Below are 20,070 nucleotides of genomic sequence, written 5' to 3'. Positions count from 1 at the left end.
TTCCAGTCGGATTTGTTTTGTTCAAGGTACTCAGCTTTGTGTCGGACAACACACGAATGCATCACTCAATGCTTCATTCTAGCATGAGCAATTTGGAAAGCTGAAATCTGCGATGATCGTGATGCCAACGATCAACATTTGCCCCGGACAGGCCGCAAGATGGGACCAACCCTCATGTGAGCGGCGCGCGTCATTTGGCATCCGTTTCGGGAAGCGGCACCTGTTTGAGCGATTTGAGATAGGCGACCAAGTCCAGGACTTCTCTTTCCGAAAGTGTATTCAGAAGTCCGTCGGGCATCATCGACACGGGCGCAATTTCTCGCGATTCGATCTGTGATTTTGGTATCACGACCGGCTGATCTTGATTAGCTACTCGTAATCTTAGTTGTCGTTCGTCTTCATCGGCGGGAATTCCAGAAAAGACTCGGCCTTCGTCGGTGAGAATTAGATGCATCTTGTATGCGTCTTGAATGATAGCGCTGGGAGTCAACACGTTGCCCAGGATGTATTCGAGATTGGTCCGATTGGCGCCGGTGATATCAGGGCCGATCTGCCCTCCGTCGTCATAAAGTTTGTGACATGCGGCGCAAGTTCGTCGAAACACAAGTCGTCCGTGACCGGGACGCGCGGCCTGAAGGGCTTCCTCCGTCAACAGCTCACGGTATTTCGCAAATGCAGCTTTGGTATCGGCCGAGATACCGTCGATCGGTCCCCAGACTTCGAGGAAACCGTTCCCGACGACTCGTTGCAACAGTCGAGCGACGTATGCCGGGACATCCCGCCTTGGGACATCACCACGTTTGAGAGCTTGTGTCAGTTGCCAGCCGTAACTCGGACGGGCGGCCAATGTGTGCACAACCTCCAGTTTTTCATCTGTCGAAAGCGTTGCGTAACGCTTCAACAACAGCTCAGACATACGCTTGTTGTCGTAGGAAGCCATCGCTCGAATCGCGTGCGCCCTTAGATCATCATCATTCATCAACTGGAACAACACCGCTTCCAGTTCGGGCTCTTGCTGAGCTGCGAGATTCGTGAGTGCACGTTGGCGATCGGCTAGATCGGCATCAGAATTCTGGACAACTGTTAGCATTTCTTTGACTGCTGTCGCGTTGCCAAAATGCTGGGAGAGTTCCGTGGCGACACGAGCCGCATCGCTGTTACGAGCAAGCGTTTGTCGCACACGATTCCAGTTGTTTGGCGGCGTCACGTCGAATCGACCTTCAAGTGCGTCGCGAAGTCCCAAAAGCAAAAGATGTTGAATTGCGGGTTGCGCTTCGACAGTGGCGACAACTGGTTGAAATTCGTCCGCATGGCCCAGACGTCGCGCGATGAATCTCGTGATGACGGGTATCTGACTACGAGTTGCTAGCCGCAGCCCTTTTGTGGGGTTTTCAGCCACCATCGGCTCGACCGCAAACCAAATCATTTTGGGAATGTTGTGATCGTTGATGTCTTTCGCATGCGTTACCAGTTGGGCTGCAATGGGCCAGCGTTGTTCGTGTGGCAAGCGTTGAAGGGCGGCGGCCAAATAGAGCCGGACCACTGCCGATTCGTCCTCACGAGCCATATTGGCAAAGCGATCCAGCGCTTCGGCTGGCGGATCAAGATCCTCACACAACAGTTGAATGGACCACGCTCGGACATGAGCGTCCGGATCGCTGAGCAAGTGAAGGAGATCGTCATGCGAGATGCCGCCCGTGACATGAAGAGCCCAAAGTACGCGTAATCGATGGTCGGTAAAAGTTTCTTCTTCGAGGATTGTTCGAAGCTGTTGGTGAGTTGCGGACTTGAGCTGTCGCTCTTCAGCTCGTTGTTGAAGGATTAATCGCGCACGACGAGCGTGCCAAGCACTCTCGCTCAATTGAAGTTTCACCAGTTCCGCATCTTCGAGTAATGCCAGATTGGAGTAACGTCCTTTCCACGGCTTCGCTTTAGAATCAGTAGCCGAGATGCGAAAGATCCGGCCTGTTTCTTTGTGCAGAACCTCTTTTCCACAAATATCAGCATCGTGCCAATCTAAGATGTACACAGCCCCTTCTGGACCGATCTCTACGCTAAACCCAATCCATTGAGCGTTATTGGCAAGCAAGAAATCGTCCCCATGACGTCCAATGAATCCAGATCCTTTCGGCTCGAGAATATCGGTCAACACGGCGTGCTCGTGAATGTTGGCCATGAAGATGCGATTCTTATATTTTTGCGGAAACGCATCGGACAGATAAACGCGCGCACCACCGTGAGCGGACCGATGCCGGTGATCCGCAATGGTACGAATGTCACTGTAGACGTGCGGGTTGAAATGGCTGCCGCCCTGACGATGATAGATCCCACCTGGAATAACATGCCAGAGATGGGGGATGACGCAGGCCGAAATGAATAGCTGACCCTTGCCGTCGTAATCAAGTCCCCAAGGATTGCTGAAGCCGTGTGCAACAACTTCGAAACGATCTTTGGTCGGATGATATCGCCAGACTCCACCGTTGATGTCCACCGGTTCGTCGCGAAATTTGATCTGTTTTGGAAATGCTTCGCCTTTTCGAAACAATCTGCCTTCCCCCGCGGGTTTACCAACACGAGAAGGTGTTGCGAACCCTTGACAGCCATACAGCCATCCGTCGGGTCCCCAGTGCAGCGAATTGAGCGTTTCGTGTCGGTCTCGGATGCCCCAGCCGGTCAGACGAACCTCAATCGCATCGGCGTCGGCTTTGTCATCTTTGTTTCGATCCGGAACAAACAACAAATTGGGTGGCGCTCCTAACCACAACCCGTCAAAGCCGACGGCGATGCCGGATGGAAATGGAATGCCTTCGGCAAAGACCTTGCGACTGTCAGCGACGCCATCATGGTCGGTATCTTCGAGAATGAGAATGCGGCTGTCTCCTGAATTTGAGAATCCATGACCACGAGATTCATAGTCGCGATTTTCAGCCACCCAGATTCGTCCTCGATCGTCCCAGCAAAACGCCATGGGCTGCGTAATCATTGGTTCGGCTGCATAGGCATTAACCTCGAAGCCGTCCTGTAAACTCATTGACTCGACGGCTTTCTCGGGAGTCAAGAATTCGGCTTGGCGTCCTTCCTTCTGGGCAATATTCCACAAAGCCCAGGTTCCCCGTTGTCCGCTAAACTCACCCCATTGGTTGGTCAAACTCAGGTCGTTCAGTTCACCCGTAAAGACAATCAGTTGATGCCGAATGACTACCTTTTCACCTTGGGGGATTTTCCAATCACCCAACCTGGCTCTCACCGGTCCGACTCCCATTTGACCATCCACTCGCCAAGGTTGAGGGAAGCCGGGATTCTTGGAATGGTCAAAGATTGCGATATGGGCGAGATCTTCTCGTCCGTCCACTTGCATCCCGACGTCAAGCCAAGGAGCTCGTTGACCCTCAGCTCGTGTGTTGCGCTGACGAGCCGCATTCACAACTTCAGCGGCGATTCCCTCGCGCCATGGCATGCGAAGAAAGAGTCCGCCATAGTCGTATTTTCCAATTGTGATATCGACTTTGGCTTCACCAATCCACTCCAAGTCAAGCACGTACTCGTCATCGTGCACGTGCATCCTCCAATGTTGTGTCTCGGTCAGCATCGTGTTGCCCGAGTCGTCTAGCAATTCGTAAACGGTTTTCCATGCTACTTCGTCATCGTGCGTGGCTTCGTCATCGTGCGTGGCTTGGTCATCTTTCGTGGTCACTTCAGCCGAGACTCGTCGCCAATGAGTTCCTTCGGGATGATGGAAAAAATCACGCCCGTTGACTCGGGTAAATCCCCAATACAATCCTGTTTGATGTTTGTGGTGACCGGGACTGTATTCTGTTAGCACTCCATCACCATCTGGAGCAACAATCGGATGGATGTAGGGTCGGAAATCTACCTTCGCATTTTGGGTCAGAATGGGTTCGTCGCTCGTGGTTCGAAAAACCGAAATGGTTCCTGCTACCTTGTCGTGCTCGACTCGCAACGGATTACTCGAGGCCTCAAGCGCTCCAAACAGAACCATCACCAAGGCAAGCAGAGTACGGCGTTGAACAATAAAACTCATGGATCTTGCTTTCAAGAAATAAAATTGTCGAGAGAATCGCAAATACCTCGACCTTGATTATATTTGCTTTGCCTTGATACGTCACCTATTCAGGAAGACGGTAGAAAATTGATCGGGTTGAAAGGAACCCTGGATGGGTGAAAAACGGTTGCGAAATTGTTGCATGACTCAAGGGAGCTTCCGAGCGGATCGCGACAGGGGTTGTGATTTCGACTCGTCACCGTATCCTGCAGGGCAGATGGTTGAGATGTCGAGGACCCGTTCGCAGCGTCATCGCCGATCGACTGGCTTGGAATAATCTCATCGTAAGACATTGGAGGAAAGGCTTGCACGCGAGTTCGAAACGCACCCTGTGGGAACTGACAGCCGGTCAGCGTTTGCGCTATTTGGCGGCGATTGGTGCCATGGCAGTCGGGACCGTTTTTCTGTTGTCGGTCCCCTATGTTCTGAAGCGAGCTCTGGATGCTCTGTTAACCGGCCAGGCTACGATGTGGCAGAGCTTGATACCAGCTGCAGTGACAATGGTCAGTTTTAATGCGGCTTATGGCGGTTTCACTTATTTGCGCGGACGTTGGGCGGCTCAAGCCAGCGAAGGCATTGTTCAGCAACTGCGTCATCGTCTCTACGCGCATCTGGAGCGATTACCCTGCAGTTTTCACGACCATTCCGATACGGGTGATCTGGTTCAACGCTGCTCTTCCGATGTCGAAACGATTCGAGTATTTCTTGCGTCACAAGTCGTCGAGATTGTGCGAGTTTCTCTCTTCCTACTCGTCGCTTTTCCGATCATGCTGTCCCAAGACCGACGGATGACAGCACTTTCGTTCTGTTTGATTCCGATGATCATCTTTTTTGCCGTTCAATTCTTTCGCAAGGTTCGAGCTCTTTTCCAGCAGGTCGATGAAGCCGAAGGACGACTCACCACCGTGTTGCAGGAGAACCTTACCGGAATTCGCGTCGTACGAGCCTTCGCTCGGCAGGAATTTGAGACGAGCAAATTCTTGCAGCGCAATGGGGAATTTCGAGATTTGGAATACCGTTTGTTTCTTGCGTTGACGAATTATTGGACGTTGTCAGATGTGCTCGTTTTCGCACAGCTTGGACTGGTCTTGATCGGGGGCGCTTATTTTGTCGCGGAAGGTCAGATGACGTTAGGTACGTGGGTTCTATTTTGGTGGTTAGTCCGCACCATCATTTGGCCCGTGCGACATATTGGACGTGTCTTGGCTGATACGGGTAAGGCAACCGTTTCGATCGGCCGTATTAAAGAGATATTAATGGCAGAGCCAGAGAGCGATGAAGCGAAGACCGATCAACCCGTTGAGGGATTGATCGAGGTCCGGAATCTGACGTTCAGTTACGACGAAGGTCGTAAGGCCTTGAGCGATTTGACGATCACGATCCAGCAAGGTGAGACGATCGCATTACTCGGACCGCCCGGTGCAGGTAAGTCGACGTTTGTGAATCTCTTGGTCCGACTTTATGATTACCAGCAAGGCTCAATCAAGATTGGCGGTCGTGAATTAAACACGATCAACCGGGATTCCCTGCGTGGGGCATTTGGGATGGTGCTCCAGGATCCATTCTTGTACTCAAAAACAGTACGTGAAAATGTCGTGATTGGTCGCAGTGCCGCAGCTGATCACGAGGTGGAGGAGTCGGCGCAAGCCGCAGATATTCATGAAAATATCTGTGGTTTCGCAGAAGGGTATGGAACCAAGGTCGGCGAACGGGGTGTCACCCTTTCTGGAGGGCAACGACAGCGGCTGGCAATCGCTCGAGCTCTGCTGAAAAACCCCGCTTTCCTTGTGATGGACGACAGCTTGAGCGCCGTGGACACAAAGACCGAGGCGCACATCTTACGATCCCTTGCCAATCGACGAGGAAATCAAACGACAATTCTCATCGCGCATCGACTTTCATCAACCCGTCTGGCCGACCGTATTCTGGTCTTTGACCACGGTCGACTCGTCCAACAAGGCAGCCACGATCAGCTGCTGTTAGAAGACGGTGCTTATCGTCGCCTGTGGAGGATACAAGGGACCCTCGAAGAGGAAATGGCCAAGGATTTGTCGGGAGGCAAGCGACGATGAATTCTGAATGGGTTGACGAGGATCAGCCACAAAAAGTCAATCTGCGTTTGTGGTCAAAACTTCTGCGTTATACGCTCCACTATCGTCGGACAACTGTGTCGTTCACGATTGTCGCGTTTAGCTTGGCTGCTAGTGATCTGGCCTTTCCGATCATAACCGGGAAACTGATTGCCGATGTGGAAGCACATGGTGCGGATACCAATCTCGTACCCTATGCTTGGGCTTTTGCCGCAGTGTCCTTGGCGCTTTGCGCATCAGTTTGGGGATTTATCTCTCGTGCGGGTAAGATTCGCACCCACGTTAGCCATGACATTAGGCGCGACGCTTTTCAACAACTGCAGCAATTGTCATTTAGTTTCTACGATACCAAACCCGTGGGTTGGCTGATGGCTCGGCTGACCTCGGATTGCAATCGTTTATCAAACATTCTGGCATGGGGAGTGATGGACTTCATTTGGGGCATTGCTCTAATGTTCGGTATTGCTTGTGTCATGCTCTACTACAACCGGCTAATGGCACTCGCCGTTCTGTCGGTCGTGCCCTTGTTGTTTATTGTCAGTATCTTTTTTCGCAAGCAGATCTTGCGAGCATCGCGGTTGGTCAGAAAAGCCAATTCCAAGATTACGGCCGTTTACAACGAGGGCATCATGGGGGTACGAACATCCAAGGTGTTCGTGCGCGGTGATGCGAATCTCCAAGACTTTGATCGGGTCTCGGAAGAACTGCGGAGTTATTCAGTGCGGAACTCTATCCTCTCAGCGGTCTATTTGCCAATCGTATTGACCATTGGCAGCATTGCCATTGCGTTCGCATTAGTGACCGGCGGATATCAAGTGATTGCGGGTAGCTTAGTGGTGGGCGAAGTGGTGATGTTCATGTACTACGCACAACTTTTTTTTGCTCCGGTTCAAGACATGTCGGCCTGGTTCGCAGAACTTCAAATGGCACAAGCGTCAGCCGAACGTGTGTTGAGCTTAGTCGACGCAGAACCCGAGATTCGTGATAGTGCCGAGGTGAGGGCGACCCTTGAAAAGTGCGGGACCGACGGGTATCCGGACGAGATCCATCAAATTGAGTTCCGCAATGTGGGATTTTGTTATCGAGAGGGGCCTCCGATCGTCAAAGACTTCAATCTGAAAGTAGCCGCCGGCGAGACCATTGCCTTGGTCGGGGCAACTGGCGGTGGTAAATCAACACTCGTTAATCTGCTCTGTCGATTCTACGAACCTACCGAGGGTCAAATACTGTTCGACGGAATTGATTATCGCAAACGTAGTTTGCAGTGGCTGCAGTCAAACCTCGGTATCGTACTTCAACAACCCCACCTGTTCAGCGGCATGATTGCGGACAACATCCGCTATGGCCACTTAGAGGCGACAATCGAAGAGATTCAACAAGCAGCTAAATTGGCAGGAGCTCATGAGTTCATCTGCGATTTGAAAGCGGGTTATGAAACACAAGTCGGCGAAGGGGGCAATCAACTTAGCCTGGGTGAAAAACAGCTGGTATCATTTGCCCGCGCTGTCTTAAAGCGGCCGCGTTTGTTGGTAATGGACGAAGCAACATCGTCGATTGATACAGAAACGGAACGACAAATTCAAATTGGTTTGGCTCAAGTCTTGTCCGGTCGGACCAGCTTTGTGATCGCTCATCGATTATCGACGATTCGTGCGGCCGACAAGATCGTCGTGATTGACCAGGGCGAAATTGTCGAACAAGGATCTCACTTGGAACTCATCCAAAAAGCTGGTGTCTACCACAATCTCTATACGGAACAGTCGATGCGAGATGTGGTTCGTATTGACACTGTCATCGATGATTGATCACCGTGTTGAAGAGCTTACTTGCCTGAGCCATTCCTCGACGTAGGGGGGCCGAAGCTAGAAAACTAGCTCGGAATGACCTCCCCAATTATGCAGGCTGCCAGATCGCGCAAGTTGGCGGCAGTGCGAAGCGAGTGGCGGTGATGCTGGGCCCGATGCTACTTTTCCGCCCAATAATCGAGCACTCTTACCTGGTCGAGTACAGGCAATAAGACCTGCACAAACTCAGTGTGATCAGGGTGGGGCAAGTAGGCTTCCCGACCTTCTTCTGAATCAAACGTCACCATAAAACAGTGCGTGAAACCCTGATCATGGTTTTCCGGACTGTTGTTTCTACCCCATTCAAACGCCTTGATAGAATCGATTTTGGCGGGCAAGGCGGCGAATGCTTCTTCTACTTTTTTGATATCTGCCTCGGCAGCATCTTCTTTGAACTTGAAAAACACCGCGTGTCTTAGGGCTTTGTCGACAGGTTTTTTCGCAGACTTACCCCAATAGTCGATCACAAATACTTTTTCCAAATGCGGTCGTAAGGTGTCTGCGAATTCACCGACGTGGGCGTCATGTGGCAGGTACTCGTTGCGTCCCTCTTCGTTATCGAAGCTGAGTAAGAAGCAGTGTGTGTATTGATCATCGTGGTCTTCTGGGCTGTTGTTGGTGCCCCATTCGAAATCAGAAATCTCTTCTATTTGTACTGGCAGTTTTCGAAATGCCTCGACAACTTCTTTCACTTGTTCGTCCGACGATGAGTCTTTGAACTTGAAAAAAACTGCGTGACGTAAAACCTTTCCGTCAAGATGATCCGATTTGTCTGATACCACTTCTGCGACCTCCTTATCGCCATCCGATTGAACTTCAACAACCGATTGCCGATTGCAGGCAACGCCGAGGGTTAAGAACATTCCCACGGCAAAAAAGATTGGAATGCTGCCGTAACGACGATGACCGGAATGCTGACCATCAAGCATGGTATTCTCCTTGTTTGACACCCTCCAGCTGTCCGATAACCTACGATTTCAGTCAAAACCGAAGCGGGTGTGAAGAGAGTGTAAGAATCGATCACTTAGGACTCAAAATCAGCGTATAGTCTAAACCCAAACCGTTACGGCACAAGCTAGAGATGAAGCGGCATTACCAGCGAATTATCGAGAGATCTCACAAGGCCTCATCACATTCGTGGTGGTGTGGCCAAGCAGAATGAGTCCGATTCATCACAAGATGGGCACACCACGGATGCGTTTTACTTCACGCCACTCGGAATCGGCAGCTTCCACGCGTCCTCTTGGATCTGCCGCTCTTGAATGTTTAGGTAGATAAGAACGGCAGGGATTCGACAAAAAGTTGCCTGTGGTAGCCAGGGGACTCCGTTACGGAGATTCCGTGGACCGGATGCAGTAGAGTCGATCGGCTGCTCGCAGCAAAAGGCAGTCAGTCGATACAGCGGGCGTTGACCAAAAGAGGCCAGAAATGCTGTTTTCGCCCACCAGTTCGAAATCTTCGGCGACTTCGACAACGAAGGTGTTTCCCGCTTCGTCCAGCACGAACAGTTGGTTGTTCGTGGACCACAAGGAAGCGGCGACACTCTTGGCGGGCAATCGGTTCCGATAGAGTCGTTCTCCCGTTTTCGCGTCATGGCACGTCAGAATGCTACGGCTCAACACAAACAGTTTTCCATCGACAACGACGGGCGATGCCATGCCAGGACCGGATGAGGGTTGAACCCAGACAATCCCTTTGTCAGAAGTCTCGTCTTCGACGTCCAGTTCACCCTCTGCACCCGCCGCAATCGCGACGAGAGGTCCACGGCTGTTGCGACCACTGTTGCCGAAATAGATGCGATCGGCGTCACAGGTGGGGGAGCCGCTGAACGTTCCTCCCGTTCCGGTCAGACTCCACAATTGTTTGCCCGTGTTCGGTTCATAGGAAATCACGCTGTCACTGCCACACAGGATTAATTCGTTGCGAAGCCGATTTTTCCAGACAATGGGTGAACTCCAGGAGGTGGAGACATCTCGCTCTTTGCGCCAAGCCTCTTCACCGGAGGCCGCATCGAAGGCCACCACAAAAGACTGGTCTTCGTTGTCGCATTGAATAAATACTTTGCCATCATCCACAGCAACAGAACTAGCGGTGCCGAAGTTATTCGAGGTTCGAAATGCACCGATTTCTCGTTTCCAGATCTCTTCGCCGGCCAAGTCGTAGCAGGCAACGACACCTGTTGAGGCGAAATAGACGAAAACTTGATCCTGACTTACCGCCGGAGATTCGGTTGCGTAGGTGTTGGACGGGTGGATGGCGAAGGCCGGACGGCGATCGTCGACCACTCGTTTCCAAATCTCGGAACCATCGATCAGACTGAGGCAATGAAGCTCAAAGCTGATCGGATCCTGCGGTGGCTTTCTGGAGGACAAGCCACGCATCGAAGCCACACCGCCGCCAAATCCTTTCGGTCTGCCGATATCTTTCGATACGGCCATTGTGATGAACACCCGATCGCCGACCACGATGGGTGACGACCAGCCTCCACCCGGCAACGGGCTATTCCAGGCGATATTATCGTCCACGCTCCATGTTGTCGGGTAGGTTGAGTTGGCGAGCACTCCAGCTCCGCTGGGACCACGAAATTGGAGCCATTCTGCCTGGCTCAATCTCGGGATCGCGATCGCCATAAATCCGGCTACGAGCAGCGACAGGTTGAGGGACCGATTCATCGCAGATGACTACTTTCTAAAAAGGGCTTACGGTTCGACCACACAATAGGCAACCGTGTAGAAATGACAAGTCTGGCATCGCAGATGGCCGCTGTGCTGCCAACCTGATTTTGACCGAAAAAGTCGGGCGCCGGCGTTTCCATCACAGGCTTGAAAAAGATCCCAACAAGGCCAACCTACTCGGTTGCGACTCAAATCGGCGGTCTTTCAGCTTGCATCTGAAATTACAAGCGTGTTTGCTTGTCTCATCACTTTTCGAATACTGGCCATGGTGGATTGAGCCCGTTGAGATCCCGTACTATTGTCAGAACAGCTAGCCTGACTTATAAACGCGAATCTGACGTTTGGCCCATTCTCATCCTAGAGGCACTGAAGATGAAGACAAAAGACGCATTACGAGCGACGATGGATATGAGCCTCAACGTACTCAATACGTACATCAGCGATCTGTCGGATGCAGATTTGATGAGCCGTCCATCGAAAGATTCAAATCACCTGGCTTGGCAACTAGGTCACTTGATTAGTTCAGAAGTCAAGTTGTTGGAATCAGTGTGTCCGGGCAAAGGCGCTGAGTTACCTGATGGCTTTGCGGAGCGACATAGCAAAGAGACTTGTGCCAGTGATGATGCGGCAAATTTCTCGACCAAGCAGGAATACATCGATCTGTATCAAAAAGTCCGTGGCTCAACACTCGCAGCCCTCGCGGAATTGCCGGATGCTGACTTGGATCTTCCGAGTCCCGAGTGGATTCGCAAAAAATATCCCAGCGTGGGTCATATGTTCACGTTGATCGGCAGCCATCCAATGATGCACGTCGGGCAGTTTGCCGTCGTTCGGAGAGAACTGGCCAAGCCGGTTCTCATTTGATTGATCAGGCGGCGAATCGTTGGAACACTTGTTCGATTCGATCGACTTGACTGTCACGTGAAAAGTTATCGCGAATACGTTGACGTCCGGCCGCGCCCAGAGACCGTCGATGTTCTTGATTGGAAAGAACGGCCGTTAGTGCTGTGGCCAATTGATGCGGCTTAGCAGGCGGAACCAGATATCCGGTCTGGCCATCGATGACGCATTCCGGAATGCCGCCGACTTCACTTGCTACCACGGGAACGGAGCACGCCATTGCTTCCAGGATCGCGAGCGGTAAGTTGTCTTCGAGGGTAGGTAATGCCATGACATCGATTGCTGACATCACGTTGATCACGTCGTTTCGGTAACCGGCCCAGGTAATATGATCTTCGACGCCTAAGCGTTCTGCTTCCTCTCGGACGACGCTGATGTAAGGCTGTTTAAGATAGCCGACGCTCACGACATGTGCTCGAGGAATCTCAGCGATAATTGCGGGTAAAGCTTTGACCAGATACAAGAGTCCTTTGCGCTGCAGCACGTCGCCTACCGTCCCGATCAACAACGCATCTTGGTCGATGTCCAATGATTGTCGAAAACAGGGTCCTGCGTCGTCGGGTGCATTGTGAAACCGGTGGTCGTCGATGAAGTTATAGACGACTTCAATACGCCGTTTTGGCACAAGGTTGTAGCGTTGATGGAATTTTCGGGTTGCTTCGGAAGCTGCCACAACGTGATCATTGAACATCCAATGCAATTGGATATACCGATTGTTTGCAGTCGCGACGCAGGGAATACCCCAAAAGCGCCGGAGCAGTACGCCGAAAAAATTAGCGCTGCTCATGTGTGTGTGAATTACATCAATCTGGCGGTCGCGTGCGATTGATGCGACGCGACGAAGCTCGTTAGTTGGCCATCGCTTCAAGCTCGAATAGACGATGTCGAGTTCGCCTTCGAGTTGATCAGCGATCCATGAGTTCGGGCGGCAGACGAGCGTCACTTCATGACCCAAATTGAGCATTGCTCGTGTGATTTCAAGGCACGTCACGACAGCACCGTTGACCGCCGTACCCGAAACCATTTCGATAATCCGCATAGATATGGGCCTCCGTGCTACCACCATGCGATCCATTGCTTGACCGCATCAATCGCTTGTTAATTGAGATGAAGACCAAAGCTCGGGTGATGGTTCGAGGTGGGCTATTCCGGTTTGGTGATCTTCACCGTGACGGGGCTCGATTGGCTGCGAACATCCTTCAGGGATTCGTCAGAAGTTACAAATTGGGCAACCAATCGGACTTCTTTGAATTCACCAGCCTTGGTTTCAGCGTCTAATTTCAGTGGAATCACGAATTCCGTCTCATCGGATTCCACCGTCACGGGAGAAAGTTTGACTTCTTTTGGCAGCCCCTGCAATGTCACTTGTACCGGGAAGGAGAAATCGGCGTGACGCTCGATCGTGCCCTTGATTTCCTCAGGCTCGTCGACGCCTGCGGCGACCGTCAAGCTCTTCGGTAATTCTACCTGCAAACTCAATGGGCTGATGGTGTTGGCTCGGAGTACGGGCGCGTAAACCGTCGATTTGACTTGTTTTTCGTCTTCGGACAAGAGTTCGGCCCGAATCGTTAAGCCCCAGGAATGAAGTGGGAGCTCGGTCGGTGCAATCAGCTTGAGAGTCGCCGAGTTCTGGTCGGCAGACAGCAGGGGTGATTCTTCGATTCGCAACATGCGATTCAAATCGGGTACCTGTTTGTTATCTTCTTTTTTGGTGGGTGGTTTTTGTGTCGATAGCAACGACAGCCGAATTTTCCCCCCCTGTTGGTTATTTCGTTCAACAGTCAGCGGCAAGGAGTGTTGTGTGCCACGTGCTAGCGTCAGTCCCTCCTGCTGCTCGGGTTCGGACCAATTAATCGCGATCGGTGCCGATCGATTGATCATGAGAGTCAGCAGATCGCGCTGCTCAGGTTGGTGTTCACTGCCGGGAAACGGAGCGGAGGAGAGAAAGACAACCGGAGCGGCGGAGGAAGCTTCTGAGTCGTAACCAGCAACGGATGCGCGGAAGACGCCGCGAGTTGCTTGCTGGCTTCGGATCGACAGCAGTCCAATTTCGTCTTCGGGAAAAATACGAGGGGTTTCAAGTTTGAGTACGCTGTCGAGGGCCGTCGGCAGCTTCAGGTCGAGGGATCCCTTGCTGCCGCCTCGGTTGACGTCCAACGAAATGACTTGTCGACTTCCTGCGGGAATGGTCAGACGATCGAGGGCTGTGCCTAATTGCCATTGAGAACGACTGGGTGCGACGGTGAGTCGATAGATCGTATCGGGGCCATGTTGTCGAACTAAACTGCTGATGCGAGCGACCACTTCCTTGACGTCGGCCGGAATGGTCAGATCCATACCAGGGTCACGTGTTGCCGATTGGTCGTCACTCCGCCCAAGTTGTTTCCCATCTTTCGTTGTGATCACCAGCACGGCGTCGAGAGGTGAACCGAGTCTTTGCGACCGAACATCAAATCGCAATTTTGATTTAGGCGTAACTCGAAACGCGTAGACGTCTTCTTCGCCAGGCTCCAACAAACGACCACTAATGCCAATTGGTAATTCGAGATTTGTTTGACCGGCTAGGTCTTGTTCCAGATATTCGGCGGTTCCCAAGTCGCTTAGCACCACGCGAGGAGCCATCCCTGTGTACAGCGCTTCCTTATCATCAGGCCAAGGAACACGGATGATGGTGCTGTTTGCTTGTGCTGGTACGCGAACCGGGGTCGACAAATTTGAGAGTTCAAACTGTACAGAGCCCGTTGATTCAGCAGAAATCGCAGGTGGGAAAGCAAGGTCGGCGTACTTCAAGGGGCCGATCTTGAGTCGAAACCAACCCGGCTCAGGACCTTTGTAGACGACATCGTGCAATTGAACTTCGAATTCCCCGGTGGTTGGAAGCTTTGTAACGATGCGTGCGTCGCCGGCAATGTTTTGGGAAGGACGGGCTGAGACAAACTGTCTCCCCTCCGCATTCAACAGCCGCAGGACCGGCCGAATCTTCGAACCAAGCCTTTGCCCTTCTACGTCGATGACAATTGGCTGATCGGCTTGGCCGTGGAATTTTACTTTGAGTATTTGATCGCCCGACAGATTTCCGTGAAGAGCAACCGGTAGCGAATCAATCTGATTTTGGAAGGCCACTTGCTGAAGTCGATCGACGCCGACTACAAACGCGTTCGATATCCCCTCATCCGTCACGACACGCAACGGATAGATGCCAGCCGGTACTTGACGATTCATCGTGACATCGACCACGACCCGTTCGCCGTTTGCGTCAATGATTTGCTGCTCGTAAACTCCCGGAACGTCTAGATCGACCCGCGGATTCGAGTCGAACTGGCCGGTGAGCGTAATCCGCGTTGTCGCGTCGATCTGGAGACCGCGAGGAGAGACAGATTTAAGTGTATTGGCACCAAGGGCGGCTGTTGTGAACACGGCCGCGAAAAAAACTGTCAAAGCTTGGGTTAGTAATCTTCGTCGTTTCATGACCCTAGTTTCCGAAAGGATCTTCGTCGTCACCACCAAAAGGATCATCTGCGTCGTCACCACCAAAAGGATCATCGTCTTCGGTCATTTCTGCGTCGTCACCACCAAAAGGATCATCGTCTTCGGTCATTTCTTCGTCGTCACCACCAAAAGGATCATCGTCTTCGCTTGTTGCAGCTTTGCCACTGCCAAACGGATCTTCGTTGCCGCCGAACGGATCCTCGTCGTCACCGAACGGATCGCCGTTGTCAACGGCTGGGAAGCCTTCTGCTGGTGGTCCATCGGAAAGGTTGGGAATCGGAATGTTCTGCTGAATCCCTCGCATCAGACTGTCACGCTGCTCGGGACTGACCGGAATCGCGGTGCGCGTGAACGCGCGAAAAACAGCTCCGAAGGCACCGGAATTTGACGAGCCATTGCTGGCTGGTTGGTCTGCCAACTCCGGGTCATCGGGGAATGGATCTTCTTCCGGATTTTCGTCAGCGAATGCATCGTCGGCTAGGTTTGTGTCGAAATCTTCCCCCTCATTCAATTCCGGTTGAGGCGGTTCCGGGGTGTTGTCGATCTGGTCGGTCGGACCTCGGCCGAGTAATCCATCGCTGTCGCCGGAGAACGGATCTTTCGCATCGTTCGGTAAATCGCCTTCGGCGGGAATCTCGGTGACAACGACCTCACTAGAAGGTATCGTTTGGACATCCTGGCGATCTTCCGTAACCACATCGGGAGGTAGGAGCTTACCGGTTTTAGCCAGCTTTCGGGCGGATTGCCGATAGCGCTCGATTTGAATGCGCTCGAAGCCCTGGATGCGTTGTAGTGATTGGCCAATATCCCGACGTCCCAACAAGGCCTCAAGTGTGGCACCACGTTGAAAATCGATGATTGCTTCGTCGGTCTGACCGATGCGATTTTTTGCCACTCCTCGGAAGAAATAGACGCGCGGATCTTCAGGCAAATCAACACTCGCAAGGTTGAAGCTTTCAATCGCCTCCGGTAATCGACCCTGATAGAGCGAATGGACGCCTTGACCGAGCAGTTTCCTCGCCTCCGGTCCGGCTGATTCGGCCCCCGCCGATAGCAGAAGACTAAACAGAAACGCGACAGCGGCGCAATGCAGTAAACGAGGCATTCCTCAATCCTTTGTTACACGAAGGGTTTCCCGTCGCGGATTCAGTAACGGGGATTCAGTAACGGGGAGTAACGATTCTAATAACTTCGAGCGTGCAAACCGACTAAATATCGTAATTTGCCTGACTTGAGATCGCAACCGCCAAACGGGTGGGCATCGATGGGGGTCAAGAAGAAGTGACTCATGGGCTGGAATCGCAAACGGGCCAAGCCGGCTGAACGTGCGACGGGCACGCGGGCCCCCAGTCGGCCACGAGGGAAGCGATTTCCTCGCTGCATGGCTCGACGCACGGATTCAGCCGGCCTGACCCGCTCAACGAATGCGAGAGTCAGAACCCTACTCAGTTATATCGTGTGTAAGCTTGTTAAAACTCGAACGGTAATCAAAGCACTGCTGGCAGTAATTTCATCCAATTGGCAGATTTTGCCGAATGCAACGAAAAAAAGGGGTCTCGCAGCTGCCGCTCAGGGCAGCATGGACAGACGGGTGCGCACCGGGAGCAAGCCCTGATCGCTTAAATAACGCGTTTTGAGGTATCACGTTATCGATAGATTTAGCCCTGCGGTCCGTCGGTGGGAGTCGATTTGATGTCCCTGGCCATCATCCGGCCAAGCTGTATTTCGAGCGGTACGAAGGTTCGTTGCGCCGCCAACTCTTGCTATCGGACATTCAGATTGAATACTTGCCCAGAAGATTCAAAGACGTAACTTCAATCGGAAGCTGGGCGTTTTTTAATCCCTTTGCTGTTTCTCAGCCGCGACGATTCACAATCGATCTGCTATCTGATGGGGAGAATTCGTGCTCACGATCGGCCGGTTTTATTTGTGAAGGGGTGATTGTCGAAGCCGACGAGCGCGGGTTTTTCTGCGCCTCGGCGTAAAAATATTTTGGGAAAGTCGGAGCGCGAAGTTTGTTTATTGTTGACCCTTGGCCTGCAGTAAAGTCGCTGTTGCGTAACAGATTTGCTACGCATCGACGATCCAGAGATTGATGAAATCGATGCTAATTCAGCTCAGCAGTTATGCCGAATCAGATCCGGCTCAGCTTTTTTCTAACTTTGGCACATGGTTTGTTGGAAGGATTTGACGGATAAAGTCGTAGTTGATGAGTTTCAGCGAATTCGACTTTTGTTCCGAATTGGGCCGAACCGCGTTGTCGGAATTGCCGATTTAGATTGCTGTCCATTTGAACGGCATGGTGTAGACTACTATTAGTCAGTTGAACTCAACAGCGGCAAGATTCCGGCCGAGGGACCAATTTTAAGCGTTGGCCAGGATCAATTAAGGGCAAGTGCCTAGCACGCCCGATCCTCGCTATTCTCGCAGCGACTCCCGTCGTCGCGATCAGCCGCGAGTTTGACTGTTTTGAGGCTGTGGCTCGGTCCGATGGATCGGCCAACAGCCTTTTTTTTTGCTCGTTCTTTTGCTCAGATTTGCCGGAGCATGCACTTGCAAAACGAAAGCGACTGCTCAACGTGGAGGGTCGCCGTAGTTCAACGAGTTGACTCGAGTGACTTCAGTTTGTTGATCAGAGCATCCAGCTTGGGTTTCACGACGTTCTTGATCGTTGGATCCATTTCGTCCGTGAGCCGCTTCAATTCGGCAGCTTCTTTTTCGATCATTGCTGCGATAGCCGTGCGAGCCTCTGCTGGCAGTTGGCTGAGTTTATCGCCCATTTCGTCGAACTTGTCAGCGGCAGCTTGTGCCGTGTCACCGTCAGTCACATGGTGAAGTGCCTGATGAGCAGACGTAAAGGACTCTGATAGTTTCGTCATAATCTCACCGCCGCCGTCAACGCCCTCGAGGGAAGATCGGGCCGCTTCACTGGCCTGATGGAATTTATTACCTAGCGTTGTTGCCGCGGATTGGGCCGCATTTTCGATCGATTGCGTTGCTTCTTGGGCGGCTTGCTTCACCGTGTTCGTGGTTTCTTCGACTTTGTTACAGCCGAGCAGTAGTGATCCGAAGACAAAAATGGTTGCGATGACTGGGGTCTTGGTAAAACTAATTTTGGAACCAGTCGCTTAAACACCCATCTTTTATTACTTCTTTTTATTTCACAAGTTATTTTTGCTCAGACCCAGATCATCATCAGCTGTCGCGAATAAGACCAATGGTCGCCATTCCAGGTTATAACTCAGAGAAAGCGGACCGTCGTTAGCCCCGGCAGCGACTTTTTCACAGCGGTAGCTTGCCGCTACAATGGTCGTTTGAAATCGCTCTGAGCTGCGAGGGAATTCCGTCTCGATCGTTTTTCTCCGCGACGATATTTGTTTGACAGGCACAATGTTTGGCAGTTTGGGTCGCCCTAGTGAGGATTTTCATCATGATGGAAAATAGCCCCCGAAACCGAAGGTTAATGATGTATCGACAAGGTTGTCTCGGATTACTGTTTCTGATTGTTTTGCCAATTCAGTTGGCAGCTGAGGATTGGCCTCAATGGCGGGGTCCAAATCGTGACGGTGTCTGGAAAAACGACAAGGTGCTCGAATCATTTCCGACAGAACAGATTCCACACAAATGGTCCGTTTCCGTGGCTCCAGGATACAGCGGGCCGACGGTCGCTAAAGGTTTGGTTTACCTTACTGACCGACCGGAGACAGAGGAGCAGTTGGAGCGGGTCCTCTGTTTTGATGCGGCGACGGGTAAATCGGTTTGGAAGCTGACTTATCCTTGTGAGTATCAGAACATTGGATATCAAGCCGGCCCACGCGCTTCGGTGACCGTCGACGCGGGACAAGCTTTTGCGTTGGGTGCCATGGGCCATTTGCATGTTCTTGATGCAGTAACCGGTGACGTCCAGTGGAAAAGCGACCTGCTTGATCGGTTTAAAATCAAAATCCCGATCTGGGGTATCGCAGCCGCTCCGATAGTCACCCAAGACCTCGTCATCCTGATGATTGGAGGTCGTCCGGACGCTTGCATCGTCGCTTTAAATCGCCATACAGGCGAAGAAGTTTGGCGGGCTCTCTCTGATCGTACTTCCTACGCCGCTCCGATTCTTATCGAACAAGCTGGCAAACGGGTGCTCGTTTGTTGGACCGGTGACAATATTGTTGGCTTGAATCCTGCCGACGGCCAAGTCTATTGGAAATCGGAAATGCCGCCAAAGAATATGGTGATTGCGATTGCCACGCCCATCGTTCACAAAGGGCGACTATTCGTCACCTCGTTCTATGATGGTGCGAAAATGTTGCAGCTTGACGAAAAGACGACAAGTGTCGAAGAAGGATGGCGGGCCCGAGGCCCGAGTGAACTTGATACAGATGCATTGCATTCGATTATGTCGACTCCGATCATGATCGGTGACTACGTTTATGGCGTCGATAGCTATGGCGAATTGAGGTGTCTGGAGGCCGAAACAGGAAAACGGATCTGGGAAGACCAAACAGCGACGCCCCGTAATCGTTGGAGTAATATCCACTTGGTTCGCAATGGTGATCGTGTTTGGATGTTCAACGAGCGAGGTGAGTTGCTGATTGCGAAGCTATCACCGACTGGCTTCGAAGAGATCAGTCGTGCCAAGCTAATTGAACCGACCGAAGCTCAGTTAAAACGTCGTGGGAAGGGAGTCTGTTGGTCACATCCTGCCTTTGCTGACGGGCACGTCTTCATCCGTAGCGACACTCAACTCGTTTGTGCGAGCTTGCTGAAGGGAGAGTAGCTCGCAGGTCTGGTGCTAGCAGCGATGGCGTCGGCCGACAAATTCACCTGGAACCACCTCCTCGGCTTCGCTATATCTAGGGTTAGCTCACTGTCTGGGTGAAGCCTGCGGGTTGTTGCGGTTCGTTGTATCTGCGATCCACCCGCTCAAACCATGATCTAACCCGAGGCAGCTGCGGAGACGATTCCGTAGCTACGACCCATCGAACGCTGTCCGATGATGGACAGGTGACGGAAACCGT

Annotated in this window: 11 protein-coding genes; 4 read left to right on the top strand and 7 right to left on the bottom strand. The window is 52.1% G+C overall.

Translation table 11 applies throughout. The features are described 5' to 3' along the window. Positions 1–190: 190 nt before the first annotated feature. Positions 191–4,042, bottom strand: a complete 3,852-nt coding sequence (locus P8N76_03655; protein MDG2380746.1) for a PmoA family protein — start codon at positions 4,040–4,042, stop codon at positions 191–193. A gap of 326 nt (positions 4,043–4,368) precedes the next feature. On the opposite strand from P8N76_03655, the gene P8N76_03650 reads away from it, so the two are divergent. After that, a complete protein-coding gene (locus tag P8N76_03650) occupies positions 4,369–6,135 on the top strand; it encodes an ABC transporter ATP-binding protein (GenBank protein ID MDG2380745.1) in 1,767 nt (588 codons plus the stop codon). Then, entirely contained in the window at positions 6,132–7,958 is a 1,827-nt protein-coding gene (locus P8N76_03645) for an ABC transporter ATP-binding protein (protein MDG2380744.1), read from the top strand. The genes P8N76_03650 and P8N76_03645 overlap by 4 nt, the downstream gene beginning before the upstream one ends. A gap of 158 nt (positions 7,959–8,116) precedes the next feature. Here the strand turns inward: P8N76_03645 and P8N76_03640 are convergent, their stop codons facing one another. Together P8N76_03640 and P8N76_03635 are read right to left on the bottom strand one after the other, a co-directional pair. Further along, a complete protein-coding gene (locus P8N76_03640; GenBank protein MDG2380743.1) occupies positions 8,117–8,926 on the bottom strand; it encodes a Dabb family protein in 810 nt (269 codons plus the stop codon). Between the two features lie 399 nt (positions 8,927–9,325). Next, positions 9,326–10,669, bottom strand: coding sequence for a PQQ-binding-like beta-propeller repeat protein (locus P8N76_03635; protein MDG2380742.1), 1,344 nt, complete (start codon positions 10,667–10,669; stop codon positions 9,326–9,328). 375 nt (positions 10,670–11,044) lie between these two features. Here P8N76_03635 and P8N76_03630 point away from each other — a divergent pair, with 375 nt between their 5' ends. After that, positions 11,045–11,536, top strand: a complete 492-nt coding sequence (locus P8N76_03630; GenBank protein MDG2380741.1) for a DinB family protein — start codon at positions 11,045–11,047, stop codon at positions 11,534–11,536. Between the two features lie 4 nt (positions 11,537–11,540). Here P8N76_03630 and P8N76_03625 read toward each other — a convergent pair whose 3' ends face one another. The 4 genes from P8N76_03625 to P8N76_03610 form a co-directional block, all read right to left on the bottom strand. Next, on the bottom strand, positions 11,541–12,611 hold the full coding sequence (locus P8N76_03625; protein ID MDG2380740.1) for a glycosyltransferase family 4 protein: 1,071 nt from the start codon (positions 12,609–12,611) through the stop codon (positions 11,541–11,543). A 104-nt stretch (positions 12,612–12,715) separates the two neighbouring features. Next, on the bottom strand, positions 12,716–15,040 hold the full coding sequence (locus tag P8N76_03620) for a hypothetical protein (GenBank protein MDG2380739.1): 2,325 nt from the start codon (positions 15,038–15,040) through the stop codon (positions 12,716–12,718). Positions 15,041–15,044: 4 nt separating this feature from the next. Then, entirely contained in the window at positions 15,045–16,166 is a 1,122-nt protein-coding gene (locus P8N76_03615) for a hypothetical protein (protein MDG2380738.1), read from the bottom strand. Positions 16,167–17,658: 1,492 nt separating this feature from the next. Continuing rightward, positions 17,659–18,081 (bottom strand): hypothetical protein, encoded by a 423-nt coding sequence (locus P8N76_03610; GenBank protein ID MDG2380737.1) that lies wholly within the window; start codon positions 18,079–18,081, stop codon positions 17,659–17,661. Between the two features lie 410 nt (positions 18,082–18,491). Here P8N76_03610 and P8N76_03605 point away from each other — a divergent pair, with 410 nt between their 5' ends. Continuing rightward, positions 18,492–19,829 (top strand): PQQ-binding-like beta-propeller repeat protein, encoded by a 1,338-nt coding sequence (locus P8N76_03605; protein MDG2380736.1) that lies wholly within the window; start codon positions 18,492–18,494, stop codon positions 19,827–19,829. The last annotated feature ends 241 nt before the right edge of the window (positions 19,830–20,070 follow it).

The organism is Pirellulaceae bacterium, assembly GCA_029243025.1.
Lineage (GTDB): Bacteria > Planctomycetota > Planctomycetia > Pirellulales > Pirellulaceae.
Note: the sequence above shows the minus strand (reverse complement) of the source record. Positions and strands in the feature narration are given on the sequence as shown.

Coding starts and splice junctions, on each gene's coding strand:
- P8N76_03620 (MDG2380739.1), bottom strand. CDS start 15,040: ATGAAACGACGAAGATTACTAACCCAAGCTTTGACAGTTTTTTTCGCG.
- P8N76_03625 (MDG2380740.1), bottom strand. CDS start 12,611: ATGCGGATTATCGAAATGGTTTCGGGTACGGCGGTCAACGGTGCTGTC.
- P8N76_03640 (MDG2380743.1), bottom strand. CDS start 8,926: ATGCTTGATGGTCAGCATTCCGGTCATCGTCGTTACGGCAGCATTCCA.
- P8N76_03645 (MDG2380744.1), top strand. CDS start 6,132: ATGAATTCTGAATGGGTTGACGAGGATCAGCCACAAAAAGTCAATCTG.
- P8N76_03605 (MDG2380736.1), top strand. CDS start 18,492: ATGATGGAAAATAGCCCCCGAAACCGAAGGTTAATGATGTATCGACAA.
- P8N76_03635 (MDG2380742.1), bottom strand. CDS start 10,669: ATGAATCGGTCCCTCAACCTGTCGCTGCTCGTAGCCGGATTTATGGCG.
- P8N76_03655 (MDG2380746.1), bottom strand. CDS start 4,042: ATGAGTTTTATTGTTCAACGCCGTACTCTGCTTGCCTTGGTGATGGTT.
- P8N76_03630 (MDG2380741.1), top strand. CDS start 11,045: ATGAAGACAAAAGACGCATTACGAGCGACGATGGATATGAGCCTCAAC.
- P8N76_03615 (MDG2380738.1), bottom strand. CDS start 16,166: ATGCCTCGTTTACTGCATTGCGCCGCTGTCGCGTTTCTGTTTAGTCTT.